Below are 22,174 nucleotides of genomic sequence, written 5' to 3'. Positions count from 1 at the left end.
AGGTTTACTGTAGAACATTTTTCACCCACTTGTTAATAAAGTGTATATTTACTTGCAATTTGTTCAACGATTGCAGCAACAAACTGATGCTGTAAGATTGACAGATGATTACCTGTGATCTCTATTGCCGAAAGTTCAGGGTTAACTACTCGCCAGCCCATATCATCAGCAAGCAATTGGCCTGCAAACTCTTTGGTATCGTGTGCTTTTATAACCATAAGCGGCACCTCAAGTAACTCTCCCTTTATTTCTACCTTTGCTTGTAACTGCGCTTTATATACGCATTGCAGTGTTAGCAATTGACGAGCACTGAACTGGTAGCCCGCAGCAGCTAAATGCTTACTTAACCACTTTGTTTGTTGTTCATCAGCAAGCGTGCAATATAACTGCTGCTCATCGTCAGTTAAGTTCAATTGAAAAAATTCACTCAGGTTCGCTATTAGTAACGCTGCTATTTGCCTGTCTTGCAGTTCTAGCACAGCTGAATTAGGCATAGGCGTATCAATTACTAGCAGTGAGGCTGGAGCTTTATTGCGCAGTACTAATTGCTGCGCCATTTGATGAATAACAAAGCTTCCAAATGAATGACCAACCAAGTGAATATTAGCGTCTATCCCCTGCTCAATTAACGCGTTGCAGTAATGGTGTGCGGTCAGTGACAATGAATTAATAATATCTGGCTCTAAAGCGATCAGATCTGGCTGCAAACCATAAACAGGAATACGTTGATCTAGTTGATTAACCAATGCTTGATAGATCATCAGTAACCCTCCCGCACCGGCGACTAAAATCACCGGCTGAAACCCTTGTTCACCGGCCTGTAAACAGACTAAAGTTGTAGGCTGAAAATCAGCAGCGTTGCTTTTTTGTAATTGCTCAATTGCCTCAGCTAAAGCGTTTACAGTACGGTGGCGAAATAACATATCAATAGATACCGTTAACTGCATCTGATAGCTCAATTGTGATACCAAGCGCATTGCCAGTAATGAATGACCACCCAGCATAAAGAAATCATCGTTGATCCCCACTTGCTCTATGTTTAACAACTGACTAAATTGTTCAACCAATAATTTATGCAATGGCGTGATCGGCGCACTATATGAAAAGTCATTATGACTACTCAATTGTTGCGCTGTTTTACTAAGCTGTTTTCGATCAATTTTGCCATTATTTGTACAGGGTAAGCTGTCAACAAATTGAACATTTTTTGGCACCATATACTCGGGCAACACACCAACTAAAGCACGAATTAGTTGCTCACTGGCTCGCTCTAGCTCACCCACATCAACAAATGCAACTAGCTGCTCATTGCCACTTTTATCTTTACGAACCACTACAGCACAGGCGTTTATTTGTGGCAACGCAAGTAAATGACGTTCTATTTCGGGTAACTCAACACGATAGCCGCGAATTTTAACTTGTTCATCTAAACGCCCTAAGAACATTACTTCTTGGGTATTTGTACAACGCACTTTATCACCCGTTTTATATAACCTAACGCCGCTTTTTGGTTCAATAATAAATGCAGCAGCCGTTTTCTTTACATCGTTAAGGTAACCCCTTGCTAACCCTTTTCCACTGAGGTACAGCTGCCCATTAACATAATAGGGAACCGCTCTTAAATATTTATCTAGAATGTGTAATTGTAGCCCTGCCACTGGTTGGCCAATCGGTACTTCAGAACCTGTATAATCAGTTACCTCAATTAATGTTGCAGAAATAGTTGCTTCTGTTGGTCCATAAGCATTGATCAAAATAATATTATCACTGTAATAAGCTTGCCATTGCTGCAACATTGCGGCTTGCATTTGCTCTCCACCAATTGTGATAATGCGTAACTGATCGGCAAGTGTTACTGGTGCTGCAGCTAATTGATGCCAATAGGCTGTAGGTAAACTCATTAAGGTCAAGTGACTATATTGCGATAGTTTAGCTAAATACTGGGTATCGAGTAATTTTTGTTGATCGGCCATCACTAAAGTTGCACCGCTTAGCAAAGTACAAAAAACCTCCTCTGCAAATACATCAAAGCTGCAACTTGCAAACTGTAAGTAATTATCTTGCGAAGTGATCGCATAATTTTTTTGTAAGCAATGCACATAGTTAATAACACTGTGTTGCTCAACCATAACTCCTTTTGGCACCCCTGTTGTACCTGAGGTATAGATCACATAGCATAAATCATGCGGTGTGTAAGTTACTGTTGGGCTGTAATTAGGTTGTAAAGCAAGTGCCGCAGCACAAGTATGAAGATCGATGTTAAGTGTTGGCGGTAATGCGCCCTGCCAGTCTTGATCGCACGTTAGCAATACTGCAAGCTCTGCATCAGCGGCTATAAACTGCCGCCTTTTTAATGGTAAACTAGGTGCAATCGGTACATAAGCCGCACCTATCTTTAAACTCGCTAAAATAGCGATAATCAAATCGCAACCTGGGCTTAAACAGATCCCTATGATCAAAGCTCTGTCAGAGCCTAGCGTATGTGTGAGTAAATAATTAGCCAGTCTGTTAGCGGCTGCATCTAGCTCATTATAACTCATTGTTTTCACTGGTAGGTTGTTATCAGCATTGTAATATTCCAGCGCTGTTGACTCACCATAACTTGCCACAATTTGGGTAAATCGTTGCTGCAGCGTTGTTGCTAAATCCCAGCTTACAGCTGCCACTTGCTTAGCTGGTAAACTAAACTCAGTTAGCTTATCTATACCTGTTGTAAATTGATGATCTACTAAATCAATTGCTAAGCTAGACAATGGTTGCTCAGGTGTCATTACAAACGCCTGTAATAACTGCTGCAACATAGCCAAGCAATGACTGGCAAGCGGATCATTAAATAGTGCGCTTTGATAACTCAAAGTCAGTGAGAGTTGCTCAGCTTGGCCAACAACTAACGTCATTGGATAATGAGTGAGATCTTTACTGTCATTCGCTAACACCTTAAATGGCATATTTGCAATTTCAGCCAATGGATCTGTCGGGAAATTTTCAAATACATACAAAGCATCAAACAATGGACTGCCATTAGCAATATTACTGTAGTTATGTACTTGGGTTAATGGAGTATATGCATAATCAGATACAGCTAATAAGCTTTGCTTAACTGACTTTAAATACGCTAACACCGACTGCTCACCCGATGTGGTTAACAACACAGCTTGGGTATTAATGTATAAACCAACCCGTTGCTCAACGTTAGTAAGTTGGCTCGGTCGCCCAGATACTGTTTGCCCAAATAAGGCGTAATCTGAATTGCAACAAACACTCAGCCAGTAACCCCAGGCACCTTGCAGTAAATGATTAACTGTTAAACCCTGTTGACGAGCAAACTCAACCAATTGTGAACACAATTCAGGCTCAAGCACTAAAGTTTGCTCAGACACCGTGTTGATATCATCGCCTTGCTTGCGCTGCGCAATATACTCAACCAATAATGTTGCCTGATCTATATTGGCTAGATAACCTTGCCAAAATTGTTGCTCGGTTGTTTTATCTTGTTGCTGTAGATACTTAATATAGTCGCTATAGTTATCTTTTTTTAGAGATAAACCATGCCCTGCAAGGCGAGCCTGATAATGCTGTAATAACTCTGAAAACAAAACAGGTAATGACCAGCCATCCATGATCAAATGATGGTATGTCCAAATAAATGCCATTTTTGTATCACTCAGAGCAAGCAAACGTAATCGCATACAAGGCGCCGCAGCTAGATCAATACCTTGTTGATATTCCTGATCTGCAATAGCAGTAATATAGGCTTGCTCATCAAGTATTGATTGTTGTTGTTGCTGCTGCATAATTGCTTCAGTTACCAAGTCAACCTGCAATGGTACATGGTATTTATCAACCACGATTTGCACTGGTCCCACTGGGCTTGCTACGAACGCAGTACGTAATATGCTATGTGTATCAAGTAGCTGGTGCCATGCATATTCGAAAGCTTCGATGTCAAGTGCGCCCTCAAGTAACAACGTCGTTTGTTCATAGTAAGCACTCTGTTGGGATAGTTCACCCGTTCGTTGACTATGAAACCACATGCCTTCTTGTAGTGCACTCAACGGGTAAATATCAACAATGGCTGATTGCTTAAAAGGGGCTAATAAATGCTGTAACTGATGATTTGCCATCGTTAGCAAAAGTGGAAAATCACTTACCGTATGGCGCTTAATGCCGTCTTGCATGCAATGTTCAAGCACCGTCATAATACTTGCTTGATAATGCATCATAAATGAAGCGACATCGGCTTCAGCTATGCGAGCACCATCATACTCCAGATGCATCGTCAAATGTTCATTGACTATTGCTGCCGTTAATTGCAGACCATAGTAGGCGTGATTATGTTGGCTATGCAACCTGCCCGCGGATTCTGGCGCATCAGCTAATAAACCATCATGTTGCAACGTACTATCTAGCTGGCCTAAATAATTAAAAAATAGATGATCCTGCGTCGTAATTGTCAACGATTGGCGAATTTCCTCATCCGGATGATAATAACGTAAGGCTCCATAGCGGCTCGCTTTAGTCGATAAACTGGCTAATTGCTCTTTCATATCACAGATCAAATCGGCAATATTTTGCGTATTGCTAAATAATCGAAATGGATACATAGCAGTAAGCCAGCCCAGCGTTCGAGTACTATCAAGTTGATTATTAAGTAACTCTCGGCCATGTCCTTCAAGAATAATAAGATGATCGTCCAAGTCATAATGCCTAACTGCAGACCATTGTAAAGCGGCCAACAGTAGCGTTTGGATACTGGTATTATAAGGTCTATTTGCTGTCGTCAAGAGCTGCTGCGTAACTGCACATGGGAGCGTTAATGTATGCTGTTGCAGTTGTTTTTTGATTGGCTCTTGCTGCCTTACAAAACGAAAAAAGCTGGGCTTACTCGCCACAGCAACCAATGCTTGCCAGTGTTTTAAATCATATTCATCTTTGCCTTGCGCAATTAAAAATTGACTAATGTCATATAAATTAGCAGTACGAGAAGCAAAACAAATATTCTGCTGTAATTTTGCAGCTGACAACGCTTGGTTAATATCTTCAAGCAAAATGCGCCAAGATACACCATCAATTAATAAGTGATGGGCGATGATCAGCAAGCGGTTATCACTTTGCTGAGCTGGGGTTTTTATATGGCAGATTTGCAACAATGCAGTGCCATCAAAGCGAAAAGCTCCTTGTTGCACTTCACATACTTTCTCTAATGCTTGAGACCAATCATCATTGTGCTCAGCTAAATCGATAAAATGGCAAACGTGTTCTGCACTAAGATGCTGTTTTATAAACAATTGCTTTTGCAGGCCTTTATCATCAACGACTAACCGCAAACTATCATGGTGCGCTAATAAAGCGCATGTTAACTCTTTAATATGTTGCACAGTCACTGTTTTATCAACCCTGAGTAAGAGTGACTGGTTCCAATGATCAGCTGCTACAAATTGTTGTTCAAAAAACCAATGTTGAATGGGAAGTAATGGCAATGCGCCTGAAAAGCTTTGCTGTGGCTCAACCTGTTTCCGTTGTGGCTGTTTGTGTACCAATTGCTCAGCTAGCACTGCAACGGTACTAAAGTTAAAAATATCAGCTACTGACAAACTAATATTTTGCGCTCTTGCCCGACTGGCAATTTGAATACTGAGGATTGAGTCCCCTCCCGCCGCAAAAAAATCATCATCAACTTGCAGCATCGGCTGATTTAATACTTGTCGATACAAAGTGAGTAGTAAGCTGCTTAATCCGCTTCCTTGTTGTGCTGCAGGTCCTTGATTTAATTGCTGTGTAACAATTTGTTCGCTTGGTGTGCGTAAGTGTTTATGTAATTGCAGATGATCTATTTTGCCATGTGCCGTCAGGGGAATTTCATCTACGTGAATAAGCTCACCCGGTATCATGTGATCCGGTAACTTAACTTTAAGACTTGCTATACTTTGGCGCTTAAATTGCGCTTGGAGCGAATCACTTATCTGTGGCGTGACAATAAAAGCCAACAGCTGCTTATGGCCTTCAGCCAATTCACTCACGCTAACAACACAATCTGTTACGCCAGCAATAGCACGTAAGTGATACTCAATTTCAGACAGTTCAATACGGTAACCGCGTAATTTAACTTGTGCATCATTGCGGCCAATGTAGGCAATACGACCGTTATTTAATTGCCTAACTAAATCACCCGTTTTATAGGCTCGCAGTTGTTGCTCTGCAACTGTCGTTAAGTAAATAAAACGCTGTGCTGTAAGCTCTGGACGGTTCAAATAGCCTCGCGCCAATCCTGCACCAGCTATATATAATTCACCAATCATGCCAGGCACAACCGGCTGCCCCTGCTGATCAACAATTAATAACTCTACATTATCAATCGCATAGCCTATATCTGGAGCCATACCCAGCTCTTCCGTTGTTTTACCAACCTCAGCCGAGGTGGCAACAACTGAGGTCTCTGTAGGGCCATAATTATTAATAATACAATATGGTTTTGCAGCTGATGGGCATGTTTTTAACTTGTCGCCTCCAACCAGTAAATAACGCAAAGTAACAGGCGTAAAAGCGTGATCTGCCAACATTATTTCAGCGATTGGGGTGGCTAAAAAGCAATGACTCACATGATGTTCATCAAGTAGTTGCGCTAATTGTTGCGGGTTATCTAAACTTTCTCGCGGCACAATTACCAGCTTTGCTCCGGCGCTTAAATAAGGCCAGATCTCCCAGCTTGCAGCGTCAAACGCGATATTTGCTGTTTGACTGGCAATACTTGATTTATCAACAGCAAATGCGCGTTGATGCCAACGGCATAAATTACTCAGCCCTTGGTGGGGGATCATTACCCCTTTAGGGTTACCCGTTGTGCCTGAGGTATATATGACATACGCTAATTGCGCCGCCTCTATTTTGGGTAATTGCACTTGACTTAGTGTATTACATGCAAGGTTTAAAGTGTGCTTAAATTGCTCATTATCAAGGTAAATAAGCTGGCTGTTCGCACCACAATTATCTTCTAACAGCGCTGCAAATGCAGTGTGAGTGATAAGCCACTGCGCACCACAATCATTAATAATATAAGCAATTCTAGATGCTGGATAATTCGGATCAACAGGAACATAACAGCCACCCGCTCTCATAATCGCTAGCAATGAAACTATTAAGTCAATGCCGCTTTGCATGCTTACAACAACAGGCTGTTCAGCTTGTAAGCCTTGCTGTATCAAGTATTTTGCCAATAATTCACTACGCTGATGAATTTGCTGATAACTCGCAAATTGCCCTGAGGCTGCCTCAATAATGCCAGTGTCAGTTTTAGCATGCTGTTCGGCTACAGCAGTGAATGCATCTATGACGGTTGCAACTGGCTTATTTAGCCGTTGCTCACCTTTGAGCACGCAGTTATGCAGCTGTTTATCTGTCAACATTGTAGCTGACTGTATAGCAACCTGCGGATCGGCTGTGAATGACCTAATTAAAGTGCATAATGCCGTAGCCATGGTTTGAATTGTTTGTGGGGTAAATAACGCCGTGTTATAAGCCCAGCTAAAGCGTAACTCATCGTCATCTTCACTGCATGCCAGCTCAATATCAAATTTTACTTGCGGTGGCTGCTCATCAATCGCTGTAACCTGTATATTAGGTAATTTAAACTGTGTATTTAACCTTGGGTTTAACGAAAATGTAAGCTGAAAAACACTCTGTTGACTCATGCCACGCGGTAACTGCAAAGCATCAACAATTTTTTCAAATGGCATGGCTTGATGCTGACCAACGGCAACAATTAATTGTTTTTGCTGTGCGAGTAGCCCTTCAAAACACATATCTTCGCGCAATTGACAACGGATCGGCAGTGTATTAATAAAGAATCCAATTAAGGGAGTTAGTTGCGTTTGTGAACGCCCTGAAAATGGCGCACCAATCACAACATCATCACACTGACTATACCTAGCTACAAATGCGGCATAAGCACTATGCAGCCACATAAATAAGCTCACATCAAACTGCTGGCATTGCCTGTGGATCGCCGAAACCGTGGTTTTATCTAGCTGTATTTGATAGCTCGCACCAGCGGACGTAAGCTGTTTAGGACGTATTTTATCCAGCGGTATTTGATGTATCGGTGGGGCATCTTGTAACTGTTGTAACCAAAATGCTTGGTGTTTATCTAACTGCTGCTGGTGTAACTGACTACGCTGCCAATGAGCATAATCCCCGTATTGAATTGATAAAGGTTGCGCAAGCTGTTCAGGCAACCGAGTTTGACTCGTAAAGCTTTGATAAAACGCTTCAAATTCACTCGCTAATATTGCTAAAGAATGTGCATCAGAGGCAATATGATGCATATTTACCCGTAACTTCCAATGCTTTGCATGCAGCTTAACTAAAATAATACGCAGCGGTAACTGGCACCTTAAATCAAAGGCTGTTTGGCTGTCATCGCGCAGCGTTTTTAACCACAGTCGTTGCTGTTGCTCATCGTTAAGTTCACTGGCATCTATGATCTTTAACACCGATGGAAATGTGTCTTGGACCACTTGCTGAGGTAAGTTTGCTTTACCGACTGTGATAAACGTACGCAACACTTCATGACGCTGCACGATAGCGTCACACACGCGTTGAAATGTATCAACATCAAGCAAACCATGCAGTTCAAAATTAGCTGGCATATGATATTGCACGTTTCCCGGCTGCAATTGATCTATGGTCCATAATCGTTGTTGAGCAAAAGATACCGGTAATTGCGTTACTGATTGCACTTTCGGGATAACTGCTGATGCTACAGTGTAATTGGCAGCTTTATTGCGCGCAGCCGCTAACGCGAGTGTGTGGACCTGCGGCGCGTAAAACAGATCAGCTAAAGTAATCGACAACTGAGCGTGTTGCGCTAAGTGACTGACTAATTGGCTAGCTAATAATGAATGCCCACCCAATTCAAAAAAGTGCCCTTGCCTACCCACGTTTGAAACCTTTAATATCGCCTCAAATGCCGCAGCGATTGCTTGTTCGTCATCCGATCCTGGAGGCTCATCTGCAGTTGCTTTAAGCTGTAATTGATCCAGCTCTAAGAGTGCTTTTTTATCAATTTTACCGTTCACCGTTAATGGCATCTGCAGCACGGCAATAACATTCGTTGGCAGCATAAATTCGGGTAATGTGGTGCGTAAAAACTGTTGTACTTCGCTGGTGAGTGCAGCAAATACGGCATCACTTTTGACGATAACAAATGCTGTGATCCGTGGATTAGTCGGCTGTTGAGTATTCAGTAACACTGTTGCGCTACTCAGCTTAGGGTGGCCACGTAACTGGTTTTCTATTTCACCCAGTTCAATACGGTAACCGCGTACTTTAACTTGGTCGTCAATACGGCCCATATAACTCAATTCGCCAGTTGCTAACTGACGTACTAAATCACCCGTTTTATATAGTTTTTTAGCTGCGTTAGCTGAAGAAAATGTATCTGCCACAAAGCGCTCAACGTTGAGCTCATCACGGCGCCAATATCCCCTGCAAACCCCATCCCCACCTACATATAACTCACCAACTGCGCCAACAGGTAGTAACTGACGATACTTATCCAAAACGTAGCAACTGGTCGTTGGTATTGGCCGACCAATATTGTTTGCACCAGATACCAGATCTGCGTCATGTAAACGCTTGAAAGTCACATGAACCGTTGTTTCAGTAATGCCATACATATTGATCAGTTGGCAGTCGCTAAAGCGTTTTGCCCAAGGGGCCAACTTAACGGGCTGTAATGCTTCGCCACCAAAAATGACGTATCTAATTTTGCTCTGCTGTATACGCTGCGAAGGCTTGGTTAACATTGCTGTTTGTAGCGCATAAAAAGCACTGGGGGTTTGATTTAGCACGCTGACGTGTTGATCTAGTAATAAATTTGCAAATGCATCACTGTCTTTTGCGGTATCTGCATCCACAATAACTAAGCGTCCACCAAAAAGTAACGCGCCGTACATTTCCCACACCGAAAAATCAAAACAAAATGAATGAAACAGAGTCCATACATCATGCTCATTAAAATCAAATAAACTCGGCTGTACACACAATAATCGGATCACTTGGCGGTGTTCAATTTGCACGCCTTTAGGCCGCCCAGTAGTGCCAGAGGTGTAAATCATATACGCTAAGTGGGATGGACAAATAGCTAACTCGAGGTTTTGTGTATCACTAATCTGATTAATAGCTGTGTAGATCGCGCAATCATCAATATTTATGCACGTTAAGTTATGCTGCGAAAACAACCCGAGACTACTGTTATCACACAACACTAAGTTACTCTGGACATCGTCTACAATATAACTGATCCGATCGCGAGGATAATTGGGATCAATAGGCACATAAGCAGCGCCAGCTTTTAGTACCGCTAATAACGTCACCACTAAATTAACATTGCGAGTTACGCTCACTGGCAGCATATCTTGCGCTTCAACACCCTGACTTAATAATACTCTGGCGAGGAGATTTGCCCGTTCATTAAGCTGTTTATAAGTGAGTGCTTCGTGCTCATCGACTAGCGCCAACTGGTCAGCAAACCTGATTGCTTGTTGTTCAAATACACTCACTATACTGGCGCTTTGATCCCAACTTGTACTATCCGCTTGCTGCGATGTGGCAGCGTCAGTTAATGCCTGTAGCTGCTGTTCATCAAGCAATGCCAATTTTGATATTTGGGTATCCGGTGCAGCAACAATGTTTGCTAATAATACGGCAAAACTATCTGCCCAGTGAGTAATTGTCGCAAGCTCATAAAGTGCTTCATCAAACTTCCAAGTAACTGTTAAACCTTGGTTGTCGATAACTGCATTAAGCTCCAAATCACATTTTACTGCGCTGTGGTGCTCTCGTGCTTCACTGCGAGCCTCCGCTATTTCAACACCCGGTAACTGAAAGGTTGGTTGCTCATCAACAGTTAAAGTGAAGAAAATTTGTACTAAAGGATGATGACTTAAATCGCGTTGACAATTGAGCCCTTCAACCAGTTTATCAAATGGCATATTGCGATATTCAAACGACTGTAAAATACGTTCTTTTTGTTGCTGCAACCATGCATTAAAAGTTAATTCATCCGGCAATACACCATGCATCACTAAGGTATTAACAAACAAACCGATTAAATCGTTTAGCTGTGGATGCTCACGGCCCTGAGTTGGCGTGCCGATCAGTACCTGTTCCGTTTGTTTAATACGGCCAATAAATAACATAAAACTACTTAACAACCACATAAATGGTGTGACTGATTGACTCGCCGCATGTTGTTGTATTTTTTCAACAAACGAGCGACTTAACCGTTGCCGATAAACTAAACCAGACTGCTTTTGAACGCTCGATCTAACTTTATCCGTTGGTAGTGATTGCAACGGTTCAAGATCGCCAAGTGTTGTACGCCAATAATTAATTGCTGCTGTAAAGTACTCTGCTGTTAAGGTATTTCGTTGCCACGCAGCGTAATCAGCATATTGAATTGGTAACGAGTCTAATTCGACATTACCTTGCAGTAGTTGCGTATAAATGGTTTGTAATTCTTGAGCAAATATTTGCATTGACGCGCCATCACTAACAATATGATGCATATTAAATGCTAAATAATGTTGCTCATTATCGGATACCAATAGCACTCGTATTAATACATCTCGACTCAAATCAAATGGCTGAGCTTGATGTTGTATCAGCGCTGCTTTTATTTGGCTTTGTCGCTGTGTAACTGGGAATGTTGATGCATCCAGCCACTGAAAAGGCGTTATAAAGGTGTCTGTTACTTGCACATACGGTATACCTTGCGGATCAGTTATAAACTGACTGCGTAATATTTCATGGCGACCAACAATGTGTTTGATTGCCGCGCGTAACAACGGCACATCTATATGGCCTTTTAGAGTAAACTCAGCAGGCATATAATATTGTTGGCTGCCTTGTAACTGCTCAATAAACCATAAGCCTTGTTGAGCAAAGCTCAAAGGCAAACACCTATCTCGCTCAGCGATGGCAATTACGTCCATATTACTTTGCAACGTAACCACTGACTGATGTTGCTGAAAATAGCGGATAATCGCCGCTTTATGCTCAATGATCCGAGCTTTAAGTTCACTTGGAAAACCGTTACTTTGTTTAAATGCTAAAGCACCTTGTTTTTCATACAAAGTAACACCTGCTCGTAAAGCATCTGCGATTAACTCTTCAATTTCTAGCAGTTGATTTTCCATCACAAAAACATCTCTTCTGAGTTATCATTTTCACTCATGGCGTTATTAGCGGCTTGATGAATGGCGTACCAGCTAGCAATAGCCGCAATTGTCGGCCTTTCAAACAGAACTCTCACTGGAATATCAGCCTGTAACCGCGCCTTGAGCAACGCCATACATTGTGTTGCCAATAATGAATGCCCCCCGAGCGCAAAAAAGTTATCGGTGATGCCAACAGAGTCAACTTGTAACTGCTCTGCAAAGATATCGACCAAGGCTGCCTCAAAGTCATTACGCGGCGGCACATTTTCAGTTGCTACTGCGACTGATTGTCCCCTTTGAAGCAGTTGTTTACTGTCAACTTTTGCGTTAGATGTCAGGGGAATAGCACTTATCGCATGCCATTTTGTTGGCATCATATAAGCAGGTAAATAGTTCGTAAGGTAGTTGCTAAGCATAGCCTGTTGCTGTGCGCCTAAGAGTGTTATTTGCTGCTCTTTCCCAAACGCTTTAATCAATGAGTTATTTGGCGTAAGCACTAAGTAAGCCTCAAGGTTTTCAGTGTCTTTATTTAATATTACACATGCCTCACTAATCTCTTTATGCTGGACTAACTGTGCTGTAATTTCGCCCGGCTCAATGCGATAACCGCGCAACTTAATTTGTTCATCGACTCGTGCACAAAATAGCAGGTGTTCTGGTTGGCCATGTTTATCAAGCAACCAACGCACTTTATCCCCAGTACGATAAAATCGCTGCACAGTTTGCTGATGCCCAAAAGGTAACCACACAAAACTTTGCGCCGTTAAACTCGCTTGATTTAAATACCCTTGAGCAACATTGTCACCAGCAATATAAAGCTCGCCAATGGCACCCATTGCGGATAATTGCTGATGTTCATCTAATATCACCAACTGACTATCTGCAATCGCCCGACCAATTGGCACCTGGGCCATTTTACGCCGTTCAAGCTCGCTAATTTGCTTAAGCTCGCAATGATAAACACTGCAACCTACCGTCGCTTCAGTTGGGCCGTACTCATTCACCCACTGGCAATTAGGCAAATACTGAGTTAACGATTTGAGCAACTGAGTGGGTAATGCTTCACCACCAATGACAACCACATGTGCAGTTGCTACTGCAGCAGCTGGAGCAAACGCAAGTAAGCCTTGTAAATGTGCAGGAGTGACTTTAAATAAACAGGCTTGGGAGCTGAATATCTGCTTTGCAAGCTGCTCAAGCATCTGCTCATCATCAGCAAGTAGTGTAATACTGATACCCATTAGTAAAGGTGCCCACAACGAAGTGACCGTAGCATCAAATGCCAATGGCGTACTCACCACGCTGGTTGTTAACGCAGCTGATAGATACTCACACTGTGCATGTGCTAAGTAACAGGCTAAATTACCATGGCTGATCATCACCCCTTTTGGGGTGCCTGTGGTACCTGATGTATAGATTATATAGGCAAGATCATCCGCCGAATATGACCCAGGCAGTGCACTTTTTAAACCATTGAGTGAGCCACACTGCCAACTGTTTGGCTCATCAAGCAATACACATAATGGCGCAATGATACTCCCCGGCCCTTCCGTTAAATGCTGTTTAGCAAACGCAGACTGTGTGATAAAACACTGTGCTTTACTGTCATCGATAATAAATTGCACTCTGGATACTGGTAATTTTGGATCAATCGGCACATAGGCACTGCCGGTTTTTAAAATCGCTAACATGGCAACCAGCATTTGTGCCGTTGCGCTAACACATAAAGCAACTTTACTCCCGGCGGCTATACCTTGTGCTTGTAAATAACTGGCTAACAGCTGTGACTGAGTTTCTAATTCAGCATAACTCAACACTTCACCATCAGGGCCAACGACCGCATTACGTGTTGGATATTGTTCAGCTTGACGTGCGATTTGCGTGACAAGGTTAAGTGACTGAGTGTGCCTTGCATAGGGTGGCGAAGATAAATTAAGCAGCACATTTTTTTTGGTTGCTGACACTACAGGTAATAGCTGCAACTTCATAAGAGGGTCACTTAGTATCGCATCAATCAATACCTCGAATGCTGCTGCATATTCAGTAATACTACTGGCATTAAATAATGTCTCACTAAAATTCCACTGCAGCTCAATGCCATCGCCTTGCTCAATTGCATTGACCTCTAAATCAAATTTCATTTTTGGTGCTGCGTGTGGCTGCATTTCAATATGTAAACCTGGCAGTGAAAAATCACTCGTTTCATTGTTTTGCAGTGCAAATAAAATTTGAAATAAAGGATGATGTGCTAAGTTTCGCTCAGGCTGCAGTACTTCAACTAATTGTTCAAATGGCACTTGTTGATGTTTAAAAGCATCTAAAATCACCTGTTTTTGCTGCATTAATAACTGCGTGAAGTTTTGCTGTCCTTCACTGCGGGTGCGGATCACTAAGGTATTAACAAAAAAACCAATTAGATTAGCTATTTGTGGCTGTTCACGACCAGCAACTGGAGAGCCAACTAAAATATCCGTCGCTTCACTCAATCGCATCATTAACAAGGAAAAGGCTGTGTGTAACCACATATATAAAGTAACACCGTGTGTGGCACATTGTTGGTGGATAGCTTTAGTCGTTGCAGCGGACAAATGCTGGTTAAAACATTGCCCTTGCAACTGCTGTTGGATTGCTCGAGGCTGCTCTATTGGTAATTGATGAACAAAAGGGGCACCTGTTAACTGAGTACGCCAATAAGAAAGTGATTCATGCAAGGCACTTTCACTGCATACTAAACGCTGCCAATAAGCGAAATCGGCATATTGGATAGCTAATGGTTGCTGTAATAATGCAGGTAAAACAAATCGCGGTTCAGCACTTGCAGCTCGGTAAAAAGCAATAAACTCGCGAACTAAAATTGCCATTGACCAGCCATCGCTTGCAATATGATGCATATTAAAATGTACAAAACTTTGCTCATTGCTAATTTTAGCAACCACCACACGCAGTAAAACGTCGCTTGCCAAATCAAACGCTTTACTACTTGCATGTGACGACAGTGATTGCCATTGGTGATCTTGCTGTTCACGATTAAGCATACTTAAATCGTGCAGCTCAAGTGGGATCTCAAAGTGTTCATTAATACATTGCTCAGGCGCTGAGCCTTGGTCGCGTGTAATAATAACGGTACGCAGCACTTCATGGCGTTCAATAAGTGCATATAACGCGCCCGACAACGCAGTCAGCTCCAACTTCCCCGTAAACACAAAGCTAGCTGGCATATGATATTGCACACTTTCATTATGTACTTGATCAATAAGCCATAATCGTTGCTGTGCATAGGAAAGAGGTAGCGCTTGCTGGCGAGATATTTTCACAATCTCTTGGTGTGGCTGAATTTTTTCACAGTTTTTTAATGCTTGCGCTAACGTTGCAATCGTTGGGGTTTTAAATAATTGCGGTAATGTTATGTCGAGCTGCTTACCTTCACGAATCTTACCAATCAAGCGGATCGCTAATAACGAGTGCCCTCCTAAATCAAAAAAGTTATCGTCTAAACCAATATGTGTAGTGAGTAAAATCTCACTAAACAGCTGTAACAAATATTGCTGTAATGGTGTTTGCGCGTGCTTGCTGTGTGTTGTGCTAGTTGGCTGTAAACAACTAAGTGCGTCAGCTATCAATGTGGCTTTATCAATCTTGCCGTTTTTCGTCAGTGGCATCACAGTAATAGCATAACAATGTGCGGGGATCATATACGGCGCTAAGTAATGCGATAAATGCGATTTAATGGTGTTAACGGCTAATGGCTTTTCATGTTGATGGAAAACAATATGTGCCGCTAACGTTTGCTGCTTGCTATCAACCGTCACCGCACAATCAGCCACTTCAGGGAGTTCTAGGATCAGCTGCTCAATCGCGGCTAAATCAACTCGAAAACCGCGCAGCTTGATCTGTTGATCCTTACGTCCACAGTATCTTAAATAACAAGCAGCACCTGTTTCATCAGCTTGCCATAACGCTATGTCGCCTGTTCTATAAAAACGCTTGGTCACTTTTCCACCCTGTTGGCTAGGCAGCTGCAAAGTAATAAAGCTGGTATTATTAAGCTCAGTCTGATTAATGTAACCTGGGCTGACAACAGGTCCTGCAATAAGTAATTCACCACGCATATTCACTGCTGCTGGCTGATCAAATTGGTCAACCACTAACAGCGTTACATTATCGTTAGCTAAACCAATTGGGACATCATTATGACGCAGTAAAACCTCATCACTGGTACTGTGATCAATTACAAAAGTGCTTGAACCGACTGTAGTTTCTGTTGGTCCATATTCGTTAATCCAACGACACAGTGGTAACTTTGCACGGATCGCCAACAACAATTCAGTTGTGAGTGCTTCACCACCGATCACCAATGTATGGGTAACATTGCTTACACAATAGTGCTGCGATAATGCCAAAATGGCACGTAAATGAGCTGGCGTGAGCTTAAACAGTTTAGCGTCTGTTGCTGTAAAGAGTAGTTCCGTCAGCTGGGTTAACTGTTCACCCCCTTGCGCAATAATTTCCACCACGCCACCTTGCATCAAGGCTGGATATAACGCCGTGACCGTTGCATCAAACGCCAAAGGCGTACTCAATACGCTGCTACAAAGGGCTGAATTATCGGGCATATAATGCGCAACCGCATGCTGTAAATAAGCCGCTAAATTGGCATGGTTTATCATCACCCCTTTCGGCCGTCCGGTCGAACCAGAAGTATAAATAATGTAACTCAAATCATCATCTTTGACATTGAGGCTGAGTTGTTCATCTGGCTGCTCCACCGGGTAGCCGTCGAAGTTAGAATCGTCATCAAGAAGATCATCAACGAGCAAAAAATCTGCGCCACTGTTGATCAGCGTGTCGGCATTTTCACTCAATGCTAAAATCATCATCAATTCAGCATCTTCAACAATATAACTTAACGTTTTTATTGGTGTATCTTGGTGTATCGGTACGTATACATGACGTGCCTTTAAAATAGCGAGTATCGCCACCAACATAGCGGCACCTGATGGCAGCAAAATGGCAATTCGACTTTGCGCAGCAAAATCCATTTCGAGTAAACAATGTGCAAGCTGATTAGCACGTTGTTCAAGCGCGAGGTAACTATAGGTTTGGCCATTACATCTTACTGCGGGGTGTTGCGGGTGCTGCTTTGCAAAGTGCGAAAAACAAACATGTAAAGGCGATAGTTGGGTATTTTGTATATCAATTGAGTCACTATGAGATAATGCCGCTGCGTGCTGGCTCGGGCTCCACAGCATTAACTCAGCGAGCTTGACGCTTTGATCAGCCAAGCATTGCTGCAACACATAACTAAATTGAGCAAAGAATGTCTCTATATTCGCTTGATGCCATAGTGCGGTATCGTATAACCACTCAATTTCTAGCACGTCACCGGTATCTATAACTGAGACTTCTAAGTCAAGTTTAGCGCTACGCACCTTGCTCTGTGAGGCTTTAATTGATAGCCCTGCTAGCTGTAAATTTTCATTTATCGTATTGTTTACTCTAAAGATGACTTGTACTAACGGCGGAATTGCTAAACTGCGTTCAGTGGCTAATTCATCCACTAAGAGATCAAATGGGATCTGTTGATGAAGCAGTGCTTCACTCAATGTTGCTTTTACATCAGCTAACGCTTGGTTAAAGCATGTATCCGCTGACACCGTATTACGTAATACCAGCGTGTTAACAAAGTTGCCAATAATAGGTTCAAGCTCTGCGGCAACTCGCCCTGCAACTGGCGTACCTAGCACACAATCTGATTGCCCAGAAACTCGACTAAACCACAAAGTAAATACAGTTTGTAAGGTTACAAACAAAGTGTCACCTTGGTTTGCAATAAACAATCTTAATTGTTCAGTTAATGCAGGCGACAACACGGTTTTATATAAACCGCCGCCGCTGAGCACATCGTTACCTCGCTCGTACTGTGTAGGTAACTCATGCACTGTAGGTAATTGCGCTAACTGTTGACGCCAGTAGTCAATACTTATTTGCCACTGAGGATCAGCTTGCATACTATGCTGCCAATGTACAAAATCAATATAATTATGCTCTAGAGTTTGCAAATCAGTGGCGTTTGTCATACCAATATGCTGATTATAATTGCTAGCGAGTTCACGGCATATCAAGCCAATAGACCAGCCATCGGCAACAATATGATGAACAGTAACAAGTAACTGATAATGGTGATCGGCTATTTTAATCAAGCTTGCCCGTAACATCAGCTGTGAGGTTAAATCAAATGACTGATTATAATCTTCCACTATCATCTTCTGTAACAGCTGCTGTTGATCTGCTTGGGTGCAAAGGTCTATCTGTTGCAATGAAAAAGCTAAATGGCCGTTAAAATATTGGCATGGCTGCGCATCAGCTGTACTTTTATAGTTATAACTTAGGATCGTATGGCGCTTAATGATATCTTTAAATGCCTGCTGCAATGCCACCACATCAACATCACCGCGCAGCGTAAACACGCCCTGTAAATTATATTGACGGCTGTGTCCTTGCAGCTGATCAACAAACCAAATACGCCGCTGAGAAAATGACAACGGGTGTTCCCCAGCTAAATCAATATGTGTTAATTGCACCTTTGAACTAGCTTGTTCACTACAGGTTAAATACTGGGCTAACTCCTCAACGGTTGCATGATTGAAGATGTCTTTAAGTGACAATGAAACGCCAAACTGCTGACGAATTTGGTTAAGTAATCTAATTGCTAGTAAGGAATGCCCACCGATTGCAAAAAAGTCATCTTCTAGACCAACCCTAGCAAAGCCTGTTAACTGTGCAAATAACGCCGCTACTTGCTGCTGCATTAGCGTTTTTGGCGCTACAAAAGTATCGCTGCTGCGTACCATTTGTTGTTGTAAGAATTTACGATCAACTTTGCCATTTTCAAGATAAGGTAATTGCTCTTTCAGCACAAAGAAACTGGGGATCATAGGCTCTGGTAATACACACTTTAAGTCCGTTTTGATCCGTTGTTGTAAGGCCTCAGCAGTTAATTGCTGGCCTTCATTAGATGCCACATAGTACGCAACTAAAGTATCTGCAGAAGCAATTTCGCGACAAATCACAGCACTATTTTTAACCACTGATAAAGCCGTTAACTTTGCCTCGATATCAAGTAAGTCAACTCTAAAGCCTCTGATCTTAGGTTGCTTATCTAAACGCCCTAAATATTCCAGCGCACCGTCTTTGCGCAAACGAACATTATCACCAGAGCAATAATAGCGTTGTTGTCCCTTGGTCGTGTTAATCACAACAAAACTTTTCGCAGTCTGATCCGTTGCACGAATATAGCCTGTTGCTAAACTCTCACCACCAATATAAAGCTGTCCAGGCATGCCCATGGCAACGGGCTCGTGGTGTGCATCTAGTATGGCAAGTTCAACATGCGCAAGCGCGCTACCAATAGGATAACTCATCTGCTCAGCAGTTTGATGATCCTCAATTTCATAGGTAGCCACCCCAATGCAGGTTTCTGTCGGCCCATAATGATTGATTAATTTAGCGCTTGGATAGAGCGCCCGAATTTGCGCTACTAATTGCGCTGTTAATGATTCCCCCCCTAACACCCACTGTTGAAGAGGTGCGCGAGGTACTTGACTCGCAGCAATAGTGGCTAATAGTTCAGCAGCAAAGCTGGGAGTGATCTTTAAAAAGTTAATTGCTTGCTCACTGAACGTATCGACAATCGCAACAGGATCACTTTTTACATGTGGTGAAATTAATACCACAGTGCCGCCACTCGCCCATACCGGATATATCCCAGTTAAACAAAGATCGGTCGCAAGCCCTGTAACCACAGCTGACTTGGTATCATTATTCAATTCAAGTCGCTTAGTAATACTTTGAACATAGTGCGCTAATGCAGCATGATTAATTTCAACCCCTTTTGGCGCGCCTGTTGAACCGGAGGTAAATATCACGTACGCGCTGTCATTAAGGTTTAAATTGGGTAAGCCAGTTAAATTAACCGCCGCTTTTGACAGCTGCGCAAAAGGCCATAATGTAATGTGTTGCTCATTTAATACCGTAACTGCTTGCTTTTCGAGCGCTGTATCATCAAATGTTACTAAATATTCACAGCCTGCCTGCTGTAAAATTTCCGCAATACGCGCCACTGGAGTGCCTTGCTCAATCGGTAAGTAAGCACGGCCTGTTTGCAATAGTGCAAACATCGTTAATAAGGCATCGATTGAGCGAGATACCAATAATGCAATGGGTGCTGCAGTTGTTTGTTGATGATGAGTTTGCAAAGCTAAAATATGGCTGGCGAGTGCTGCGCTTTGTTGCACTAATTGTTGATAACTCAAACTTCGTGCGGTTTTTCCATGTTGGTCAGCTTCAATACAAGCTGTTTTTTCAGCACTAAGCTCAGCCTGCTTTATCACCTGTACAGGTAATGCAATCACATCACTGCTGACTTTTTCATGATCTTTTTTACGCCCTAACAACTGGCTGGCATAACACGCAGAGGGTAACTCAACGGTTGCAATAGTTTGTGCTGCGTTATTGCCAAAAGATATAACTAATTCATTAAAATCATTGCTCATTTGCTGAATAACATGGTCATCAAATAGCGCACTGCAATAATCAAAACTAATATCTAAGCCCTGCTCTGATTCACTTACATTCAAGGTTAAATCAAATTTTGCAGTACCGTTATCTAATGGCAATAATTTAGCCGACAATGTTGCGGTTTCCACAGTACCGGTATCTACACCGTTATAATTAAACAGTATTTGAAACAATGCTGAATGTGCTGACGATTTAGCTAAGCCAAGTGTTTCGATAATATCTTCAACTGCCACACTTTGATTTGCTAGCCCTTGCGCCACTAACACTTTAGTTTGCGCTATTAATTGCGCAAAAGAGCTCTGCGGTGACACCATTTGTCGCATAGGTAAGGTATTGATAAAACACCCTATAACATTCTCAAATTCGGGCTGTTCACGATTCAATACAGGCACCGCCACCGTAATATCCTGTTTTTGGCTATAGCGCTGTAATAGTACATAAAACACACTTAACAACCCGACAAACCGAGTAGCACTTAATTGCTGACAGCAACTGTCAAATTCGGTAACCAGCCGTGTCTCGATAACACTGTGCTGGCTCTTGCCTTGATAGGTTTTTTGTTTATCACGAGGATAACTCGTTGGCAGCTCAAATAACTCCATCCCTGTTAGCGCTTGTTGCCAATAACTTAGCTGCTGTTGATATATAGGTGATTGTTTAAACTGACCTTGCCAATGTACATAATCTAAATACTGTAAAGGTTTACATGCAGCCGCATTATTAACGGTATTATTATTATTTGTCAGTATCGCCAATAATTCTTGCACCAAAAGCCGCACAGACCAACCATCGGCAATAATATGATGCATCGCAATGTATAACCATTTACCTTCACCTGAGTGGCCAATTAACGTTGCACGTATCAGTAAATCATTTTCCAGATCAAAGCGGTAACTTAATTCATCGTGTAATTTTTCAACTATTTGTGTGGGTGTTTCATGCCGTGCTATCTCAAGTGTATTCAATGCTAGGCGCAACTGGCTATTAACTCGCTGCACAACACCTTGATCAGTGTTAAAAAATTGCGTTGTTAATATTTGATGGCGAACCAACAATGTGTCAAATGCCCGCTGTAGTTCATTTATTGTCAATGAATCTGACAGCTGCAACAGACCACACATATTGTATGCAGTTGACTGCTGTTCATATTGATCAATAAACCAAATACGTTGTTGCGCACTTGATAAATCCCCTTGTTGCTGATGATGACGTTGCATATAGGCAATCAGCTCATCCTTACATGCTTTGATCTTTGCCAGTTCTGGTGCTGGGACTGTCGTTAACTTACTTCGTAACTTTAACCGCCCATCTTGCAAATAAACGAAGATACCTTGTGCGTCCAATTCGGCCAGTAAAGTTTTAATTGCTACATTATCCAT

The 22,174-nt window shown here is 42.3% G+C and carries 2 protein-coding genes; both read right to left on the bottom strand.

Going from position 1 to position 22,174, the window contains the following annotated elements:
• Positions 1 to 32: 32 nt before the first annotated feature.
• A complete protein-coding gene (locus tag PSR9079_RS07415) occupies positions 33 to 12,197 on the bottom strand; it encodes a non-ribosomal peptide synthetase (protein WP_149980976.1) in 12,165 nt (4,054 codons plus the stop codon).
• Positions 12,197 to 22,174 (bottom strand): non-ribosomal peptide synthetase, encoded by a 9,978-nt coding sequence (locus PSR9079_RS07410; protein ID WP_149980975.1) that lies wholly within the window; start codon positions 22,172 to 22,174, stop codon positions 12,197 to 12,199. Before PSR9079_RS07410 ends, PSR9079_RS07415 begins: the two co-directional genes overlap by 1 nt.

The sequence above is a fragment of the Pseudoalteromonas rhizosphaerae genome, from assembly GCF_902498845.1.
Lineage (GTDB): Bacteria > Pseudomonadota > Gammaproteobacteria > Enterobacterales > Alteromonadaceae > Pseudoalteromonas > Pseudoalteromonas rhizosphaerae.
Note: the sequence above shows the minus strand (reverse complement) of the source record. Positions and strands in the feature narration are given on the sequence as shown.

Bases quoted from the DNA above. Each gene is read 5' to 3' on its own strand.
- PSR9079_RS07415 (WP_149980976.1), bottom strand. From the start codon at position 12,197: ATGGAAAATCAACTGCTAGAAATTGAAGAGTTAATCGCAGATGCTTTA.
- PSR9079_RS07410 (WP_149980975.1), bottom strand. From the start codon at position 22,174: ATGGATAATGTAGCAATTAAAACTTTACTGGCCGAATTGGACGCACAA.